This is a genomic window from Sporomusa sp. 246TCP1, from assembly GCF_057319775.1.
In genome coordinates, this window is the sequence record NZ_CM170492.1 from 2133057 (window position 1) to 2152824 (window position 19768).

The 19768-nt window shown below is 48.1% G+C and carries 15 protein-coding genes; all 15 read right to left on the reverse strand.

Translation table 11 applies throughout. From position 1 onward, the window contains the following. Window positions 1-163 precede the first annotated feature (163 nt). The 15 genes from AC1ECB_RS10420 to AC1ECB_RS10490 all read right to left on the reverse strand — a co-directional run bounded on the left by AC1ECB_RS10420 (window position 164) and on the right by AC1ECB_RS10490 (window position 19661). A complete protein-coding gene (locus AC1ECB_RS10420) occupies window positions 164-2203 on the reverse strand; it encodes a methyltransferase (RefSeq protein WP_485668634.1) in 2040 nt (679 codons plus the stop codon). A 52-nt stretch (window positions 2204-2255) separates the two neighbouring features. Further along, window positions 2256-3776 carry a condensation domain-containing protein gene (locus tag AC1ECB_RS10425; RefSeq protein ID WP_485668635.1) on the reverse strand — a complete coding sequence of 507 codons (1521 nt, stop codon included), beginning with the start codon at window positions 3774-3776 and terminating at the stop codon, window positions 2256-2258. Between the two features lie 21 nt (window positions 3777-3797). After that, window positions 3798-4391, reverse strand: a complete 594-nt coding sequence (locus tag AC1ECB_RS10430) for an MptD family putative ECF transporter S component (RefSeq protein ID WP_485668636.1) — start codon at window positions 4389-4391, stop codon at window positions 3798-3800. 56 nt (window positions 4392-4447) lie between these two features. After that, window positions 4448-5395 carry an efflux RND transporter periplasmic adaptor subunit gene (locus AC1ECB_RS10435; protein ID WP_485668637.1) on the reverse strand — a complete coding sequence of 316 codons (948 nt, stop codon included), beginning with the start codon at window positions 5393-5395 and terminating at the stop codon, window positions 4448-4450. Then, window positions 5388-7910: an ABC transporter permease gene (locus tag AC1ECB_RS10440; RefSeq protein WP_485668638.1), complete on the reverse strand. Its 2523-nt coding sequence runs from the start codon at window positions 7908-7910 to the stop codon at window positions 5388-5390. The genes AC1ECB_RS10435 and AC1ECB_RS10440 overlap by 8 nt, the downstream gene beginning before the upstream one ends. Further along, on the reverse strand, window positions 7813-8571 hold the full coding sequence (locus tag AC1ECB_RS10445; protein ID WP_485668639.1) for an ABC transporter ATP-binding protein: 759 nt from the start codon (window positions 8569-8571) through the stop codon (window positions 7813-7815). Before AC1ECB_RS10445 ends, AC1ECB_RS10440 begins: the two co-directional genes overlap by 98 nt. 63 nt (window positions 8572-8634) lie before the next feature. Next, a complete protein-coding gene (locus tag AC1ECB_RS10450; protein ID WP_485668640.1) occupies window positions 8635-10473 on the reverse strand; it encodes a TonB-dependent receptor plug domain-containing protein in 1839 nt (612 codons plus the stop codon). Window positions 10474-10616: 143 nt separating this feature from the next. After that, complete coding sequence (locus AC1ECB_RS10455) at window positions 10617-12365, reverse strand: ABC transporter ATP-binding protein (protein WP_485668641.1); 1749 nt, start codon at window positions 12363-12365, stop codon at window positions 10617-10619. Next, entirely contained in the window at window positions 12358-14112 is a 1755-nt protein-coding gene (locus AC1ECB_RS10460; protein ID WP_485668642.1) for an ABC transporter ATP-binding protein, read from the reverse strand. The genes AC1ECB_RS10455 and AC1ECB_RS10460 overlap by 8 nt, the downstream gene beginning before the upstream one ends. A gap of 430 nt (window positions 14113-14542) precedes the next feature. Then, window positions 14543-15538 (reverse strand): AraC family transcriptional regulator, encoded by a 996-nt coding sequence (locus AC1ECB_RS10465; protein WP_485668643.1) that lies wholly within the window; start codon window positions 15536-15538, stop codon window positions 14543-14545. Between the two features lie 48 nt (window positions 15539-15586). Then, window positions 15587-17059, reverse strand: coding sequence for an ABC transporter ATP-binding protein (locus AC1ECB_RS10470; RefSeq protein WP_485668644.1), 1473 nt, complete (start codon window positions 17057-17059; stop codon window positions 15587-15589). Beyond that, window positions 17056-17961, reverse strand: coding sequence for an energy-coupling factor transporter transmembrane component T (locus AC1ECB_RS10475; RefSeq protein ID WP_485668645.1), 906 nt, complete (start codon window positions 17959-17961; stop codon window positions 17056-17058). Before AC1ECB_RS10475 ends, AC1ECB_RS10470 begins: the two co-directional genes overlap by 4 nt. Beyond that, complete coding sequence (locus tag AC1ECB_RS10480; protein WP_485668646.1) at window positions 17919-18614, reverse strand: energy transducer TonB; 696 nt, start codon at window positions 18612-18614, stop codon at window positions 17919-17921. Before AC1ECB_RS10480 ends, AC1ECB_RS10475 begins: the two co-directional genes overlap by 43 nt. 5 nt (window positions 18615-18619) lie before the next feature. Then, the gene (locus tag AC1ECB_RS10485) at window positions 18620-19030 is read right to left on the reverse strand and encodes an ExbD/TolR family protein (RefSeq protein ID WP_485668647.1); all 411 of its coding nucleotides are present in this window, start codon (window positions 19028-19030) and stop codon (window positions 18620-18622) included. Further along, window positions 19017-19661: a MotA/TolQ/ExbB proton channel family protein gene (locus AC1ECB_RS10490; RefSeq protein WP_485668648.1), complete on the reverse strand. Its 645-nt coding sequence runs from the start codon at window positions 19659-19661 to the stop codon at window positions 19017-19019. Before AC1ECB_RS10490 ends, AC1ECB_RS10485 begins: the two co-directional genes overlap by 14 nt. Window positions 19662-19768: the final 107 nt, after the last annotated feature.

Here is a 19768-nt window from a genome sequence, read left to right on the forward strand (position 1 = left end):
AATTAGTGTTGATACTGATTATCATTATCGGTAGTAAAAAAATTATATCGCATCTCATATTTTTCTTCTAGGTCAAAAAGGATAAGTTTTATGGTAAAAAGTATTTAGACACAAGGAAATCATTATTCCTTGTGTCTAAGCTAATAATACATGATTTGTGTAATTACTCTATCCGCTGCACTACGTATAGTTTTTGCCCAAATACACTCATTGGATGAGATTGTTTTGGTAGTTCAACTAATATCTTATATCCGGTCGTTTCCAACAATTCACGCCAACGATCATTAGTAGTGAATGTCGTCTGTTCATCTAAATGACTGTCATTAGATATATTCATCATAAACACTTGCGATACCAGGATTTCCAAAGATTCCTGGACAGGCTCGGAAATATATAAACATCCATCAACTTTTAGACATTGTCGGATATTTGCCAACGTCTTTATTAAATTGTCAGCGTTATTAAACACGCCATTTGCTATCACCACATCCATACTGGAGTTTGGAATGCCTTGTTGTTCTAAATCTTCATCAATATTGATGATCTGATAATGAATATGATCTATATTCTGATACCGCTCTTTTGCACAATCTAAAAAGAATTGGCTTAAATCAGAATATAGATATTTGTAACTGTGAGGATATCTTTCGGAAAGGCACTTCAACACAATATCAGTTGTTGCCCCTGTTCCTGCACCCACTTCTAATATTCTGTAATCACTATGCCCTTCCGTACCAGGGAAACTATGTATTTGGTGCAAAATCGCTTGTGCGATACTATAGTTTAAGTATTGGAAGATGATGGTATCCTTATATAGTGAGTTTGCGTATCCAATCTTGCCTTCGGGAAAAAGAAGAAGGTTTGCATTGACAGTTCCCGATACTAGCCCTGACAATTGGTTTATATTTTTGCTCAAATATTCACCTGCCAGGGGTGAACTGAGATGATAATCCCACAGTGCATTCCGGTTCTGTTGTGCTTTTTCAACGTCCTCAGTACTTACCAATTGCAAGGCTTCCCACATTTGCCGGTTAAAAGTCAAATATTCATTTTCTACGAGAGCCTTAAGCCATCTTCGCAAAATGATTTTACCTTTGGTATTAGCGTTTGCTTTCGAGAAAATTTCTTTCTCACAGTAACCTCGTGATTCGGTGAATATGTCTTTTTGTATAAAAAAATTCATCATTGCATGACGCACAAGCAACTCGCTAGCAGAAATGGATTGCTCAAGATATGATCGTTCGAATCCGTCCACCATCTTATCGGCAAATTGGCTGCATCGATTTATTGAGCCTATATCACCATATTCCACGGAGCATATGTTCCAAAGCTGGAAGTCACGCTGTAGCTGATAGTAGGAAACAGGAGTTTCGTCAGAAATGTAATTATCACGACCAAATGCATTTTTCAGAAGAGTATAATACTCAGCCAGCATCAATTGCTTTTGCATCCGAATTGCATTATGCTTACCGGATTCCCACAGAGGCGCAATCTGCTCAAGATATCGATTTATTTCATAATCATTTTCATCAGAGTTATTCAGAAAAGCACGTCCGCTAACATGCCACAATTCTTTGAGTTTTGATGTATCATTTTGCAGAGACTCTGCAAGGGAAGCCTCGTCTTGTGAAGAAGGTGAAACTGGATGACGATTCCATATTACCGGCCCGTGCGGCCCCTCAAATGTCAGTTGGCCATTCACAAACCTTGTTGATAGCAAATAATCATCTGGAGTAAATATTGTACCGTCGCACTCAACTTTAGAAAGTAGATTTATGATAACGGGATATCCACAAAATTTGAATACTCCTTGCTGCATTCCACCATACTCGTTATATACTTCTACGATTTCCATGGGCCGGAGGCTGGGTAACAGGTCGTTCAACTGTCCCAAAAAATAGTACAGTTTTTTTTCGTCAAGTTCTACCGTTATCGATATTGGCTTACTACGCGCGGCTGCAGCTTGAAAACACGCACGATAAGTAATTGAACCCTTAGCATATGCCCATAAATCCGCAACATCGAAGAGTAAGCCAGCTTTTTGGGCAGATTTGAAACATTTCTTTAAGTTATCTGCATTTAACGGAAACAGGGACAGGACGGAAAGCCCTTGTGCCATAAAAGATAAAATAGTATCGGTCGGTTCTTCTCCGGCAGGAATAGAAGAATCAGTGATAAGTTTATATTTTTCAGTATCCTTCATCAAACAATGTCCTCCATCGGATTATCTGTTTTCACACTGCCTTAAGCAGGGACTATTTATGGCCATTATCATTCAAGTATTTTTTTTTAATCTTGTTTCCTTGTCCTGCAACAATCTGATAACTGATATTTGACCAATCATTATCCGTACACACCATAGATACTAAATCAATGTAGTCTGAAAACATTCTCTTAATGTACTCCGGGGAAAATAGTTCGGATATGTAATCCCAAGATAGCTTTAGCAATCCTTGATCATCACGAACATGATGATCAAGACACACTTGGGGCGTTCGGCTCAATGAATATACTTCTTTAAAATCTGTTTTTAAATCATTCGCTTGTGTTCCACCAAGGACACAGGTAAACACGACTGGCATAACAGCTTTACCTGCTTTACCCCGCGCCAATTTTTTTAATACTTTAGTCCCATCATATTCTCTAAACTGTAATAGCTTCCAGAATTGCTTTTGGACATATCCAACTTCAGAAAGAAAATCTTTCCCCTCGTTTCCTGGAGAAGATACAAACCCAATGTTCGTAAATTCGCCTAGAACCGTATGGATTTCTGGATGTACCATATGACGGTTAAAAAGCGTAAGGTTTAGAGTTAATGCTGGGCAGGCTGCCCAAGCTGACAGAGTTTTCATGAATATTGTACATATGGTAGAGGCCAAAGTAACATGGTGCTGTTTAGCATTATTCAAAAGAGATGCGGTCTCTTCTTTAGAAAAACTATATTCAAATCGTAAAAATTCCGGATCTACTACCTCCGAGAACGATTTGACATATCGAAGTGCCGGGGCTTTAGGCATTATTGGAAACAGATCTGCCCAATATGTTTCTGCATCTTTCTGAACTTTTGAGTTCATTTCAAATGTTTGTTTTTCCATTAGATATTGTTGAAATGTATAGTCTGGGAATGAGACTTCTTCACTATTGTAAAGCTGAAACAACTTCTCTATCATCAGTTTTGCGCTTGTTGCGTCCAGAATGATGCAATCAAAACTGATATGCAAAACATCTTTTTCTGGCATATGGCTAACTGCGAACCGAAACATAGGCCATTCACCCGGAGAATATACATGCCTCTGCCATTTGTTTCGTATATTCATTAATGCTTCGGCATTTTGAACATCATATATTTCAATACGAACCGGTGGAGTGCTTTCCATAAGATATTGATATCCAGCCGGCATGATTCGAAATCGAAGCGCATCCGAGGCACATACTATTTGATTAAGTGCATTTTCAAGCCTGCTTACGTCAATATATTTTTTTTCATATTCCAGATAATAATGCGCATTGGTATTACCCAGTTCATATTCATCAGAACTGCCCAGTAAATATGCATACTGAATTGGAGTTAGCGGGAGTCTCTTTTCAATGGGCTGTGATTCAGATAGATACCTGATCATTTCTTCCTTATGATTTTTGAGCGTTTCAGTGATATCTGTCAGTATTTTCCTTGGTGCACGGAATTTTAGTTTATCATTTTCTAACCAAAGCGCCACTCCCTGTGATTGCATATCCGCAACTAGTTTTTTAATACTATTCATTGTTTGCTCATCCATATGTTTTCTCCTAAGTTAATCTCACACAATACCGGCCTTAATAAAATGCTTTCTTAAAATCCTCTTGCCCAGGAAAGCTCCCAGCAAAGCTCCTGCTATGGACACCACCAGGATCCCCGCGAATACTGGTCCGTTTAACAGTTCAATAATTTTATTGATGTAAACCTCGTCATAGCCCCGACTAGTTGCCATTGTCCGATATGCATCCGCAAAAAATACCAACGGGGCAAAAGAGCCAACGGCATAACCACCAATTAAAACCGCATAGCCAATCGCAATTCTTTTCAGGTCTTTATATGCCCCCCAGATAACCAGTTCTCCCAACAGGGCCGCTATGACGACGGCCGTGATCAACGGCCAGGAAATTCCCAAAAATAATGATACCGTCCCTTGCAGAATACCGCTGAGTAAAAGCGTACCGGTTTTGGCGACTTTGACCATCAGCAGCATAAACACCACTCCCAGAGGTATCGCCGCGGCTGCCGGTACAAAAATACTGGCAAGGGGAACTATCCCTAAAGCCATGGCAAAAATGAGCATAATGACCATAAACACCGCATTAAGTACACCCAAGATAATCAGGTCTTTGACCTGCAGTTTATTGTTTTGATTCATAATAGTCTCCCTCTCTCTCCGGCTTCTTAAGACTTATTGCGTGCCGTCCGGTGCGTTCACTGGCTACTAATTGCGAGCTGGACTGTCATATTCCAGCGCAGGCGATCATCCCAGCGGTCCGGGTCAATGGTCACCGTATAGGTAATATCCCCCCGCTTTTTCTCCCCATAGGGCCGAATAAACCTGACCCGGCCGGTGATCTCCAGGTCCGGTATGCCGTCAAAGGTCAGCAGTACCGGGTCACCGGGCCGTACCCTGGCAATCATCAGTTCGGTCAAATCATCGCTCCTCACTTCCCAGGCTGTTTCATCGGCAATTCGTACCAGCACCGTTCCGCCGGCGGCATGCTCGCCTACTTTTACATCCAGATAGGCCACCGTACCATCGATCGGCGCCCTGAGTTCCGTCTTATCCAGCAGGCTTTCGGCTTCCACCAGTAAACTCTCCTGGGTCCTTAGATCGGCCTGGGCCTGGGCCAACGCGGCCCGGCTGCGCTCGGCGGCGGTCCGGGACTGGTCAAGCTGCTGCCGGGAGGTGGCGGCGGCCTGGTCCAGACGCAGTTGACGGGCAAGCTCCCGCTCGGTGTCTGCCACATTAACCCTAGCCTGTTCCACGGCGGCGGCGGACCGGCTTACATTGGCGCCGGCGCTGCCCACCCGGGCCTGATAGTCCCCGCGTATCAGGCCAATCAACGGCTGGCCGGCCCTGACCCGCTCCCCTTCTTGAACCAGCACTTCACCGATGGTGCCGTCCACCGGCATAACCATCTGCGCATAACGTACCGGAAAGACGATTCCTTCGGCCAATACACGCTCATCGGCCTTGACCGGCGGCAGTTCCGCCTGCTTATTCTGCCGCCCTTGGGACAGCCACCATATGCCGGTTACGATCACTGCCAGCAGCAACAGTGCCGCCAGCCGGCGTCCCCGGAAAAATCGGCCGCTTGCAGACCCGACCGCCCGGTTTATTCCTGCCTTTTCTTCTGTCTGCTTGTTACTATTCATAGTTGAGCACCTCCCGTACGCTCATCCGGGCTGCGTTCCTGGCCGGCAGCAGACCGGCCAGCAGCGACAACAGGCCCGACACACCCAGCCAAATGCCCACGCCGGAAAAACTAAAATGAAAATCCAGTGGATAATGATAAAATAACAGGCCGACCTGGCGTTCAAGCAACGCGGCCACAGGCACGGCCAGCACCACTCCGGCCAGCCAGCTAATCAGGCCGATGCTCAGGGCTTCCAGCACAAATATCTGGCCGATATCCAGACTGGAGGCGCCAATGGCCCGCATCACACCAATTTCCCGCGTCCGTTCCAACACATTAAGCCCCAGGGCACCTGCCAGTCCCAGTACGCCCACAACAGCCAACAGTACGACCATAATCAAAAGAAAGGTAATCAATATATCATTCCCTTGTTGAGTACGCTGCTTGGTCTCCGCAACAGTAGTCACCCGTTTAACCTTCAGTCCCTGCCGCTTCAGATGTTCATCCACAGCACGCCCCAGGGTTTTCTGCGCCTGGGGCGCGTTGTCTGCGGCCACAATTTGTACTGAGCGGGCCCGGCCGGCCTCCTGTATCGCCCCGCTCAGCCAACTATACGGAGCATACACGCAAGTCCTTTCCCACACCCCCTGCGCAATGCCCACCACAGTAAACCGCAGTTTATGTTCACCTATTTTTACAACGGCCGGCGCACCGACCGTCAGGTGCGGATTGTCGTTCACCATTGTGGTATCCACCACCAGCGCATTTTCATCGCCCGGAACAAGCCAGCGTCCATCAAGGATTACCGGCCGGATGAGCTGCGTACCGGCCGTCGGCGCTAAGATGGTTACTTCGCTGCTGGCCGCATTTTCCGATTCCTTCCGTTCATCCCGCAATATCCTGCCCGGGGTAAACCCCCAGACTTCCGCTGCTTTTACACCCGGTATCCGCATTACTTCCTGGGTTATGCGGCCAGTCCGATAGCTCTCCGTAAATTGGATCATAACATCATAACGATAGTACTCCAGGGTATTCTCCAGATTCGCATTGAGCGACGCCCGCACAGAAAATACCGCCATAAACGCCGTACCGGCCATGGTCAGTGTCAGCAGCGTCAGCACCAAACGGCCCCGCCGCCGGAAGATGTTCCGCAAAGACAGCACTACCGGACGCGGCAATTCTTGCCACTTTGCCAGCGCTATGTCCAGGCAGCGGTCAAAGCGCCCGCCGGCAGCCTGGCTGCGAATACCGTAATCGCTGATCGCTTCCCGCACAGTAAGTCCCGCCCCCCGCCAGACCGGCCACAAAGCCGCTGCCAGCGGTATGCCGACAGCTACCGCCGCCTCCAGCAGCAGTACCTGGCCCGGTAATTCCAGGCCGCCGGAATCAAAATTAAATAAACCAGCCATAAAACCGGTCAGTGCGCTGGCTGCTAGCGCTCCCAGCGGGGCGGCCATCACCAGGGCCAGGATCCCGTACGCGCCCACAAGCGTCAGATACATTCTTAGCAACTGTCCCCGCTGCGCTCCTATGGCCTTCATAACTCCCAGTTGCCGCACCTGCTGCGTCAAAATGGCCGAAACGGTATTGATAAGCAAAAAGGTGCTCAACAGCAGCGATAAAACTCCCATTACCGCCAGCAGCAGCAGGATGGCGCTGATTGGCCCCTGCATAAGATGCTCGCCGGGTTTGTTCACCTGAAACCAGGTTATTGTCGTACCCCCTTGCTCCAGTTTGCTGAAGGCCCGCCGGCCTACCGCCTCGATGGGGGCTGTCGCTTTCCCCTGCAGCACCCAGGGCTCGACCACCAGGTTCACCTGGTTGAGGCGCCGCTCTTCATCCAGCTTTTCCAGGGTATCCATGTTAACATATCCGTAGGAGCGGCCGCTGAACAGGCTGGATATCTGGCAGGGATCATATGCGATTCCGGTTACCTTGAGCAACCGTTTATTGCCGGCGGCGGTTTCCACCAGAATGCGGCTCCCCTCACCCATTCCCAGTTCCTTTAGAGACGACCGTTCCAGGAGGACGTCGCCGTCCCCCGGCGGCCAGGCTCCCGACTGGGGCCGTACTACATTCACCTTTTGTTTGATATAGTCTGGAATGGCGGTTAACCACATGTACCGCCACTCGCCGCCGGCGGTGCGCACCCTTACGTCCGCATTGAACCGACCGTCGGCTTCCCTGACGCCCCTCAGGCTGCGGATGCTGTCAATGAGTTCCTCATCAAAGGAATCGGCATACAAGCCGACATCGGCCGGCGAAGCGGCCCCCCAACTGCCTGCCAGGTCCCGCTGAAACATCAGGTAGGAGCTATACACCATGCCGACGGCGAATACCCCGACCGCAATGGATAACACTACTAGCAAGCTCCGCAGTTTGTTGCCCGTCAGATCCACCCATACCTTGCACCAGCGTGGCGACAATAACCGGTACCTAAGCATCGCCGCCACGCTCCGCTGCGGTCGGCGGCCTGATCCCGCCCTCAGCCACCGTGACGATACGGCTGCTTTGGCGGGCAAGATCCTGATCATGGGTGACCATGATGATGGTTTTGCCGGCCTGGGTCAGCTCCCGAAAAAGCTCAATGACTGCCACGGCCGTCCGGCTGTCGAGATTGCCAGTCGGCTCGTCCGCCACCAGGAGCGGCGGATCATTGGCCAGCGACCGGGCAATAGCCACCCGCTGCTGCTGGCCACCCGACAGATTGGCCGGCAGCTTGCCGGCTTGCTGTCCGACACCAACCAGTCCCAGCAATTCGAGCGCCCGTCTGGGACGTGCCGCCTTGTCATATACATTGCAAAAATCCATGGGCAGCATGACATTCTCCAGCGCTGTCAGAGTCGGCAATAGTTGGAAGAACTGAAACACCACCCCCAGTGTCCGGCCCCGCCACACGGCAACCTGGTTCTCAGTCAAGGTATGCACCGGCGTTCCGGCCACCCAGACTTCCCCGTCGGTGGGCCGGTCAATGCCGGTGATCATATTAATCAACGTGGACTTGCCGCTGCCAGATTTGCCCACCACGGCCACAAATTCTCCCCGGTCCACCTGCAGATTGACTCCTTGCAAGGCTGTAAACTGGCCGGCGCCAGTCGTATACACCTTGCGCACTGCGGCCAGTTCCACTGCTGCCGCATCCGGTCGGCAAGGCGGCAAAATCACTGCCATCAGGCCGGATAACCATTTTTTCAATACCGCTCCCTCCTGTTCACTAGCGCCTTAAGAAAACCCCCGCACAGCGAGGGTTTTCTTAATCTACAGCCGGCCTTCCACACCAAACACAATTTGACGAGACGCCATCGGCTGCGTTCCAATCGTATCAAACACATACAGCGTTTCATAGGCCCGGTTGGTCAGATTATATACTTTGGCATATACCTTGACATCGGGGTTCATTTGATAGCTGGCCACAACATCCGTTACCCAGTATTGCTTAGAGGTAAATGCCTCCAGGCTGCGGCCGGTGGCGCCGCGCAGTGAAACGTTTACATTCCAGGCATTATTGTGGTACTGGGCCCCCAGCCGATAAGCATTGGGGTTGCTGTTGGCAATGTCCGACTGGTACCCGCTGCCGGTCTTGTCGTCCTCTTTCGACCGGAGATAAGAGTAGCCGGCAGTCAGGTCCCAATGCTTGGTCAGCGGGTGAATTACGCTAATATCCAGACCGCGTTTTTTCTGTTCCGCCATATTAACCATTTGGGAGCAAGCGCCTACATCTGTGAAAACATACTGCCATTTAAAGGCATTTTTTAAATAAGTGCTGAACAGACTGGCCTGGATGGTTGTGCCGCCGGACAGCTTAGTGTTTATGCCCAGGGTGGTAGTATGTCCATCCTCCGGCTTGAGATCGGGGTTGTGCCGGTAAACTGAATTACTCAGTTTAAATAAATTGGTCGCATTGGGACCCCTATACACCTGACCCCAAGACAAATAGGCATTGGTGGTTTCATTGAGTTTCCTGTTGAGGCTGAAGCGGGCAGTTGACTTGCTCTCATATTCACTGGGATCGTCATGCCTCACACCGGCGGTGAACATCCAATTGGGATCCCAGTTCCAACGGTCTTCCAAGAAATAGCCCAGATTGCGCATTTTATTATTGACATAGTCAATATTCCGATCATCGACATAGGTATTGCGCCAGTCAAAACCGCCCAGCAGCGTATGCTGGTCACTCAAACGCCGGGTTTGATTCCATTCAATGCCGTCCTCCTCGTCAATATAAATGGACAGAGATCCAGGGCTGACATTCGCCCAGCGTAGCTTGTTATGATTGCGGTAAATCTGCAGGTTATTGGTCACTTTTTCTCCCTGCTGCCAATGATAAGTCAGAGACACATTGTTCTGGGTGATCTGGCGATTGGCATCCGATTGGAAAAATTCGACGAAATATGGACCATAAGGAAAACGTCCCGGTTTTGCTATCGGCGAACCGGCGTCTTCCTGCAAATGGTCGAAATACAGAGTCAGAGTTCTGTCCTTACCGAGGTCCTTGTCGATGCGGACCGAAGTGGTCTCGCGGGAAAAATCGCTGTTAGGCATGGTCACAACCTGACCGGTGTTTGGATCTTTGTATTCATAATGGTCCTGTGTCCACCGTCTGGCTGTTACATAGTAGCCGGTATCACCGCTTTTACCGCTGGTTTGCAGACTGTAGCGCCTTGACCCCCAGCTACCGAATTCGCTTGCTGCCGTCGTACGGGGCTCCTCCCCTTTGCGGGTAATGATATTGATAACACCGCCAACCCCGGAGCTGCCGTACAGTGACGAGGCGGCTCCCCGCACCACTTCAATCTTTTCCACGCTAGACAGATCAGGCAGGATACCCAGACTATACCCGATGGATAATTGATCAGTCCGCTGTTCCTGATTAATCCTGCGGCCATCCACCAGGACAACTACCCGGCTGTCGCCGTTGAGGATAGCGGAAGAACTATCCCCCGCACTGCCGCCCTCCACGGTCACATTGATGCCGGCCTGGGTCAAGGCTTCGGCAATGGTAGTGATATTTTTTTGTTCCATCTCCTCCCGGCTTACTACCGTGACATTGGCCGCCGTTTCTGTGCGTTTGGTCGGCATACGGCTGGCCGTCACCACATATTCATCCAGGCTGAATTCCGCCTCTCCCACTTCCTCCGCAGTCGCCTGCGCCGACACGCCCAGCAGCAGTACCCCGCTCAGCACCATGTGCAATATCTGTTTTTGCCTTTTCCTCTTACCCATACTTGCCTATTCCCCCTCTATGAATGTAAAGCCTTACTGATTTTCCAACTTCCCGCATGCAGGCGGCGCTGCCAAAAATCGTAATATTGGCCTTCTTCTGCAATAAGTTCCTGATGAACGCCGTTTTGGATAATTTTCCCATCATCAATTACCAGTATCTGGTCAGCCTCCCTGATGGTAGACAACCGGTGGGCAATGACCACCAGCGTCTTGTCCTTAACCAGCGCATTGATGGCTTCCTGGATATGCTTTTCATTATCCGGGTCCACACTGGCCGTGGCCTCATCAAGCAGAATAATCGGCGCGTCCTTCAGGATGGCCCTGGCAATGGAAATGCGCTGCTTTTCCCCGCCGGACAGGGAGGAGCCGCCTTCGCCCACCAGGGTATCATAGCCTTGTTCCAGTTCCATGATAAAATCATGACAACCGGCTTTCCGGCAGGCTTCTGTTACTTCTTCCTGCGTAGCATCGGGTTTGCCGAATTTGATGTTATTTAGTATCGTATCGTGAAACAGGTATACTTGTTGAAATACCATACTGATATTTTTGAGCAAACTGTCGCAGGTCATTTCCTTGACATTCACGCCGCCAATTTTGACTTCACCCTCCTGAACATCCCAAAAGCGGGCCATCAAATTGACAATGGTTGTTTTGCCGCAGCCCGACTTGCCGACAAGCGCCGTCATACTGCGCTCCGGAATGCGAAAACTGACATTATGCAGCACTTTTTCCTGCTCATAGGCAAAAGAAACATTATTAAATTCAATATCAAAATGCGCCAGTTTTATATCCTTGCCGGCCTCATCCATAATGGCGATCTGCTTGATGGCATCATACCGGTTAAGGGCAACCTCCATAATCCGCATAATAATGCTCAGTACCCCCAGCATTTTAAAAGGAAGATAAGATTGAAACACAAAAATCAACATCATCAACAGAAAAGGCAATTCCATGGTCTGTTTGAGAGTAAAGTAGCAGGCCGCCAGCACGGTAAGACCTGTTCCCCAGGCGAAGCAACTGTCATACCGCAGGCTGGGCGGAATAAACTCTTCTTCAAACCGGATGGACATATCCCGGTGCTTTTGAAACTCCCGGTTTATTTTCTCCCCCCGTTTACCGGTCATATTGAAGGCTTTTATTACGGAAATTCCTTTTACATATTCAAGCACGGCGCCAATCAGCCGGGACTGGCTTTCCTGTTTGAGCACGGTCTGCCGTTTTGCCACCCGGTGAACCCTCTCCAGAGCAATAAAGGCCGCCAGCAAGGTAACGGTGGAAATCAGGCCGATTCTGTAATCCAAAACAATCATTATGATGCAGCTGATCGGCGCGCTTAAATAAATGGAAATGACGCGGGCCAGCATCGACATGGAATGTTCTTCGATAAAAACCAAATCCGAGGTAACCACGGCCGTAACATTGCCAATATTGCCCTCGGAAAAATACCCCATCGGCAGTCTTTTTAAGTGATCGCCCAGCCTGATTCTTTCTCCGGCGAAAATTTTGTAGCCGGCACTGCTCTGCAAGCCGTCAACCAGGCGTTTGGATAAGGCCCTCAGCACCACACTGGCGGCGACAACAGCGCCAGCAATCCAGGCGTCGCGGCTCTCAAGCCTGCCGCCCGCCAGCTTAATAAGGATAAATAAAACCGCGAGAATAGGGACCTGCGTAAAGATGGCTTCAAAAATACTGGCAACAAAGGCTAGTTTTATTCTCCCGGCATATTTGCCGGAGAGTTGTAATATCCTGCCGATAATCCTAAGCATTTTGCCCCTCCTTAACTTGAATTCCCCAGTCCAGCGTTTGCTGATGAGAATCCCACAGCGACTGGTATTTTATGGATTTTTCCAACAATTCGGCATGCGAGCCTTGCATAAGCAGACGGCCTTTATCCATCAGTAAAATCGTATCGGCCTCCACAATTGTGGACAGCCGGTGGGCAATGACAATCACGGTTTTACCGATAATCAGCTGATTTAACGCTGCCTGGATTTTATCCTCATTTTCCGGATCGGTAAATGCAGTAGCCTCATCCAGAATGATAACAGGCGCATTTTTCAAAATCGCCCGGGAAATGGTAAGGCGTTGCTTTTCCCCGCCGGAAAGCTTGTTGCCCGCCTCGCCGGCGTTGGTGTCATACCCCTTTTCCAATTTCATAATAAATTCATGGCACATAGCCATTTTCGCTGCCGACAGCACCTCATCATCACTGGCGTCAGGCCTGCCAACGCGGATATTCTCCATAAGGGAATCCTTAAACAGAAAGGTGTCCTGCGAGACATAGCTAATCAAATTCATCAGCCGTTCAAAAGACATGTCGTTAATATTGACGCCGCCGATCGTAATCCGGCCCTCTTTAACATCCCAAAAATGTACCAGCAGCTTAGCCAATGTACTCTTGCCGCTCCCTGACGCGCCGACAATAGCTGTAACATTGTTTTCTTTAGCGCAAAAGGAGACCCGGTCAATGACCTCTTTGTGATCATAGGCAAAAGTAACATCCTGAAACTCCACATTATAATCTTTCGGAACAGTTCCCTGGTCAATAAACGTCAATTCTTCACCGGTAAATGTTTTTTCCAGTTGGCCTATTTTATGTTTAAGAACAGGAAGCGTAGGGAAAAATTCCACCAGCCGGATAAACGGCTGCCCCAGGCTCATGGATAACAGCAGGGCAAAGACAAAGGTGGCCAGGGTTAATGTTCCATCAAGATAAAGCATTGTGCCTACAGGCAGCAAAAACAGTATGGTACAGGGAAGAACTGCGCCGTAAATCGCCATATACGTCCACGATTCACGGAACCACGCCAGTGTATACTTTTTATAATCCTCCACCGACGACACATAGTTTTCGTAAGAACTCGTCGTCCGGTTAAATATTTTAATGACTTCCATACCCGAGATATATTCGATTATGGTCGCGTTCATTTTGCTCGCAGCGCTATAATAGTGTTCCATTTTTTTAGTTTCGCTCTTCGCCATGATAATAACAGCTATGAGGCCAATGGCCATTGCGGCAATCGAAAGCAGGGCCAGACGCCAGTCCAGAATAAAGAAGATAAGATAAATAGCGACCGGCGTGAGAATATAAGGTATGCCTTCCGGCAGCATATGGGCAATGAGCAGTTCCACACTTTCGATGTCATCGACAAAGTTTTTCTTATAACTACCCGTCCCGTTCGCCTGGATATCCCCCAGCGACAATTTGGTCAGCTTATCGGCAAATTTTATTCGCATTCCCATCAGAGTATCATAAGCCGCCTCATGCGATAATGCCAATCCCTTGTAATGCAAAAATGACTGTAATAACAAACAGACAACAACGGCGCCGCTCATAAAGAGTACATAATCCGTCGTGGCGGTATGCGTTTCCACAAAGCGTAAAATAATATCATACACAATTAAATAAGGGCCGACTCCTGCAACAACGCTGCCCAAAATAAGCAGTAATGCGAAATATAGCTTACTTCTATGTTCCCTGGCATAAAATAAAACTTTTTTGAATCCACCCATATTTCATCCTCCAATCATCCCGCCAATGCCTGGCAAAAGCCTAAGAAGCCGCCTGTATTCCCCCCTTGTGCGGCAGCTAAGGCTAGAAGCAAAGCCATTTTTTTGGCAGTAAAAAAAGCATCGTACTGAAAGCCGGAGACATCAGGATTTTCATTCCGGCATTAATCACACCTAAAACAACCATCTCCTTAATTTGCATCTTTTTATTTCATCCATAAGGTCTTCCCCCTTGCCTTTTTACCTGCCTATATAAGCAGAACATCTTGTTGTTAATGATATTCATTCTCATTATCGCCAACAAAAGAATTATACCGTATTCTCCCGTCTTGCTTCTAGGTCAAAAAGAATAAATTTCATGGTAAAAAGTATTTAAGGCACAAAGAATGCATCATTCCTTGTGCCTTAACTAACTATCCATATGAAAGCAAAGTTACAGTTTCTTACTGTATTGTGACGGATTAACGCCATATTTTCCCCGGAATTTTTCCGCGAAATAACTTAAATCATTATAGCCAACCAGTGAAGCCGCTTCCGTAACCCGGAGTTTTTTGTCCTTGATCAGCAGGCGCGCAAGTTCCAGCCGTTTGTCAATAATATAGGCATGAACAGGCAGTCCGAACAATTCCTTAAAGCCGGTTTTCAGCTTATATTCATTCAGGCAGATCAATTTTGCCAGTTTTCCCAGCGTCGGCGGCGCCGCAAGATTTTCGTCCAGAATCTTCCTGGCTTTGTATAATGCCTCTCGGTCATAGGCGGAAACTTCGCCTGCCGAGGGCCTGGTGTCGTCTTCAAAAACAGCTTCATCCAGATAGACGGCAACCAGCTCCAGTATTTTTCCTTCCAGATAGATTTTTTTCAGATGTTCCTGGTAGCGGCAATTCATCATTTCGTTAAGAATCAGGCGGATACTTGGGGAGGTTTTTCCATTACAAAAAAAATTACTACCGGCAAACAGGCTTTGACATGCGTCTTTTCCCCTGTGCTGCATAAAACTGGTAATAATGTCAAGCTCAAACTCCACACAAATCCCCCAAAAGCGTGAACCCGGATGATAGCTGCTGATACTGATGCCGTGATCGCGGTTGAATATACAGCTTTCCCCACAGGCTACCTCATATTCCTTTTTATTCCCGTCCACGCTCCACCGGAATCCTTCCCCCAGACAAAAAGCAAAACTGCACAGGAAGCTGTTTTGCATGCCGCCCATTACCATCTTTTTATAAAAGGTCATATCGCTTATCGATATTCTCATTGATGGTTTGACAACAATTCTTCTAAAATAGCCCTTTCCAACTGCTTCCGGTATTGCCATCTCATTTTGAAATGAATCTGTTTTGTATATCCGAATGAGTCCGGCGCACACAGGGCAGTTTTTATCTTTTGGATTAAATATCTGATATTTTTGTGCAGCATTTTCCATCATCATATCACCCCACCTTTCAACTCAGGTTCTGTTGATCAGGTTACCGATGTGTCATTCAAGCATAAAAAGTTTTTTCAGTTGTTCCAGACTGCTGTCATTGAAGGAAAAATCATCACTGATCCTTCCACCTTCCAGATATACAACCCGCGAACAGGTATGTACGATAAACTCATAGTCATGGGTGATGACAAATACCGTTTTTCCCTCTTCTGCAACCTTCTGTAGCATGGAAGCAACCCGCCGCATGTTTTCTGCATCCAGACCGCTGGTGGGTTCGTCAAAAATCAGTATGTCCGGGTTCCTGACCATAGCTACGGCAATGGTCACCCGTTGCTTCTGCCCCCCGGATAATGATGCGGGATGGCATTCTCTGAATTCGGTAAGACCAAGAGCTCCCAGAGTTTGTTCCACTTTTTCTGTCAGCAGCGGCATGGCTTCATTTCCCAGCCGCAGCTCCTCCTCGACACTTTCGGTAAATAGCTGATAATCGGCATCCTGCATGACAAAGTATGCCTTTTTTAAGCGCTCCCCAGCTTTTACATGCAAAGAATTTATCTTTACTTTCCCCTTCCGCTCTCTGACCAGTCCGCAAAGAAATTTCGCAAAGGTACTTTTCCCGGCGCCGTTCAAGCCTGTGACTCCGATAATTTCGCCCTTTCCAGCCTTAAGACACAGCCTGTCCAGCACCTGTGATCCACCTTCATACCCAAAGCATACACCGTCCAGTTCCAAAAAATCTTCCTGTTCCTGTCTTTCGCTGCGGCTTGGCTGCAATGATAGCGTTTCCGGGTAAAGGCACCTTAGTCCCTTGCTGATACGCTCTGTATCAGGCATGGATACGAAACTCTGCCTGTCATACTCTGCGGCAATTCTCCCCCCATCCATGTAAATCACTCTGTCTACAAGGTCTTTTAAATAATACAGTCGGTGCTCGGCGATAATCACCGTATGACCCTTCTCTTTCAGCAGGCAAAGAATCTCTCTGAGTTCTTCTGTGGCTTGCTGGTCCAGATTGGCAGAAGGCTCATCCAGTACATAAACAGAGGGACCGGCTGCATGGACGGAAGCGATGGCAATCTTCTGTTTTTCGCCGCTAGACAGCTTGAATATGCTCCGTTCCAGCAGCTTCTCAATTTTCATAGCTGCAACCGTATTATTCAGCCGCTGGATTATTTCTGCTCTTGCTATGCCTATGTTTTCACAGGAAAAAGCAATTTCCGAGGTAGTATCCACGGTAAAAAACTGAGAGCGGGGGTCCTGAAATACAGAGCCAACCCGCTTTGCGATCTGGTGCAGCTTCATATCGCTAATACTTTTGCCCTCAATAAAAACAGTTCCTTGTAGAGACCCTTTATAAAAATGAGGAATTAGACCGTTCAGCAGCCTGGTAACGGTGGTCTTGCCACAACCGCTTCTGCCGCAAAGCAAAACAAATTCACCCTTTTTAATCTGCAAATCGATAGAGGAAAGGCTTTCAGCCCGGCCTTCGTTATAGCTAAAACTTACATTCTTTATCTCAATCACGCCAGTATCCTCCCCATCTCCAGACTGACAAACACATTTTTGTCCAGATACCAGAGCAATGCAGCAAGCCCAACAAATAAAAAAGTAATCAATGAGTCAGAATATAAAATCCGTACTTCCCGCAGAGATGTTCGTTTATTCTCTCCATCAATTCCTCGGGTCAGCGCTGCCGCCGACAGTTCATCAGCCACTTTTACGCTCCTCATAAGCAGGGGGACCAAAATATACTCCATCGTCTTGATAGGACGAAAAATTATTCCGTTGACAGAAAGCTCTATATTGCGCATTTTCATAGTGTCCTTAATATAGCCCAGCTCTTCCTTAACCGTAGGTAAAAACCTTAACAGCACCGCCAGCGGTATAACAACGGCCTTCGGCAGCCCTATTTTTTCCATAGCAGCCATGAATTCATTTACCCTTACTGTGGCGACAATCCAGTTTCCCAGCATGATGACTGGAATAAACTTCATGAAGCTGTAAACGAAGACATCCAGTAGTACCCTGATACTTTCAGTGCCAGCAAAAGCTGCTAAAAAGTTTATGATTGCAAAGAAAGCATAAGCCATCAGGAATTTCACACCGCTCTTACCCATTCCGGAAAGCAACAAAATTGCAAAAGTTACTGTCAAAGCTAAAAAAATGGTAATCTTCTGGGCAGTAAGAAAAAGCATGGTGCTGAAAATTATGGATGTGAGAATCTTTAACCTGGGGTCTACCTCCCGCAAGCCTTTTCTTCTTCCCTCCCTAAATAATTTCTCGCTTTTATTTTCTAAAAAATCACCGGGATATTCTTGTTTTATAACTACTTCTGTATTCTGCAGATTTCCCACCTCCTTTGCGTAAGGATTACCTATCCGGATTAACCGTTTAAACGAAAAGATACGGGAATTGTGGTGACGCACGCGACTGTCCGCCCGGTATCCCGGTTGCGAGCCGGTACAAACCGCCATTGCTGTACGGCTTCTAACGCCGCTTCATCCAAAGAATCATTTCCAGATGTCCGCAACAGCACTATGTTCCCTGGATTCCCGTTCTCCAATACCTGAACTTTCACTACCACAGTTCCATTTATTCCAGCTTGCCGGGCCGCACGCGGATACACAGGTTCTACCCTGCTCAGTACACCGGGTGGCGCTATCCCGGCGCTTTGACTGCCGTTTTGACTGCCGTTTGGTACGCTGCTCCCGGCATCCGAAGCCGCTGTTACCGCTTCTGCCTCTCCTGTGCCAATAACCGGTTCAGTTGGCGCAGAAGCCGAAGCCGCCGACACTGGATCGACAGCAACCGACTGTGGAGTGATCCGGGGTTGGGGTGTCGCTGCTTGGGCGGTAAGCGCCGGCTGCGTATTAGTTTGCTGCACCTCAGGCGCCGGTATATTTTTTGCGACCGTGGCCGCCACCTGCGGTTCGTTTTGGAAATCCAGTTCGATATATTGCTCGTTGATAACTGTCTCAGGAAATAAGCCGGCGAACAAATGCCCGGAACCTGCCAGCAATAAAAAATGAACAAAAAAAGATATTGTTACTGCCCGCCGCCAACTTATACCGACTGCCATACCAATTACCTCGCTTTCACTTCGGCTGCCACCGCTACCTTGCGGGCGCCGGCCAGTTTCAGTTCATCTAAAACGTTGATAACCTGACCATATTCCACTTGTTTATCAGCCCGGAGGACAAATACTTTGTCAGGCTGACCGGCGACTTCCATTCCTACCCTCTTTTTTAGCAGCGCCAGTGGAAGTTCTTCCTGTTCAAACAGTATCCGTCCATCCTGCGTGACGGTAACATTAATATTGCGCTGTGTATCCTGCTGTACGGCAGTCGCCTGCGGCAGGCTGACCGGCATAGTATGCTGCTCCACCATGTATAATGTACTCATCATGAAAAAAACCAGCAAAAAAAATATAATATCAATCATCGGAATAATCATCAGTTGTGGCTGCTCTTCCACCCGCAAGCTACGCAATCTCATGTTTTTGCCTCCGCACCGGCCATTTTCGCAGAGCAGCGATAACAACGGCACAGGTTTGTTCCATATCGGTCACCAGATGATCCAGACGATGAGTAAAGATAATATTGGCGACAAATGCCAGTACTGCAACACTTAGGCCGGTAGCAGTCGCCACCAACGCCTCACCGACACCGCCGGTAATGGCCATCGGCTGTCCGGACTGGATATTAAGTACACTAAAAGATTGGATCATCCCAGTAACTGTCCCCAGTAAACCAAGTAAAGGAGCCAGGGTTACAATACCACTCAGATAATTAAGATAAGATCTGAGCCGTGCTGCCGTGATCACAGCAGCATTCTCCAATACTCCAGGCACATCATCTCCCTGCTGATAAGCCTGGAGTCCCTGCAAGGTTATCTGGGATATTGCCGCCGGCATTTGTTCGCAAAAGTGTACAGCCTTGCTCAGATTCTGCTCGGCCAGCAGCGGCTTTAGTTTTTCCAAAAATTCCATCCCGTTAGTTGACAACCCCCGGTAATACCAGTACCGCTCCACACTAATGCTTACAACCACCAGTGAACAAAGAGCCAAGAGATACATTACCGGACCACCTTTGTGAAATAAGGCAAAACTTTGGTTCAATAAATCCATTGTGTCATCTTCTCCCTTGTTATTTTCTGGATGAGGATGCGAACCTACTCCCAGATAGTTAAATAATAGGTTATAAACAGTAAATTTCAGGCTGTTTATAACGATAA

Excerpts from the sequence above, each read along its gene's own strand:
- AC1ECB_RS10420 (WP_485668634.1), bottom strand. The coding sequence starts at position 2,203 with ATGAAGGATACTGAAAAATATAAACTTATCACTGATTCTTCTATTCCT.
- AC1ECB_RS10425 (WP_485668635.1), bottom strand. The coding sequence starts at position 3,776 with ATGGATGAGCAAACAATGAATAGTATTAAAAAACTAGTTGCGGATATG.
- AC1ECB_RS10430 (WP_485668636.1), bottom strand. The coding sequence starts at position 4,391 with ATGAATCAAAACAATAAACTGCAGGTCAAAGACCTGATTATCTTGGGT.
- AC1ECB_RS10435 (WP_485668637.1), bottom strand. The coding sequence starts at position 5,395 with ATGAATAGTAACAAGCAGACAGAAGAAAAGGCAGGAATAAACCGGGCG.
- AC1ECB_RS10440 (WP_485668638.1), bottom strand. The coding sequence starts at position 7,910 with ATGATCAGGATCTTGCCCGCCAAAGCAGCCGTATCGTCACGGTGGCTG.
- AC1ECB_RS10455 (WP_485668641.1), bottom strand. The coding sequence starts at position 12,365 with ATGCTTAGGATTATCGGCAGGATATTACAACTCTCCGGCAAATATGCC.
- AC1ECB_RS10460 (WP_485668642.1), bottom strand. The coding sequence starts at position 14,112 with ATGGGTGGATTCAAAAAAGTTTTATTTTATGCCAGGGAACATAGAAGT.
- AC1ECB_RS10465 (WP_485668643.1), bottom strand. The coding sequence starts at position 15,538 with ATGATGATGGAAAATGCTGCACAAAAATATCAGATATTTAATCCAAAA.
- AC1ECB_RS10480 (WP_485668646.1), bottom strand. The coding sequence starts at position 18,614 with ATGGCAGTCGGTATAAGTTGGCGGCGGGCAGTAACAATATCTTTTTTT.
- AC1ECB_RS10485 (WP_485668647.1), bottom strand. The coding sequence starts at position 19,030 with ATGAGATTGCGTAGCTTGCGGGTGGAAGAGCAGCCACAACTGATGATT.
- AC1ECB_RS10490 (WP_485668648.1), bottom strand. The coding sequence starts at position 19,661 with ATGGATTTATTGAACCAAAGTTTTGCCTTATTTCACAAAGGTGGTCCG.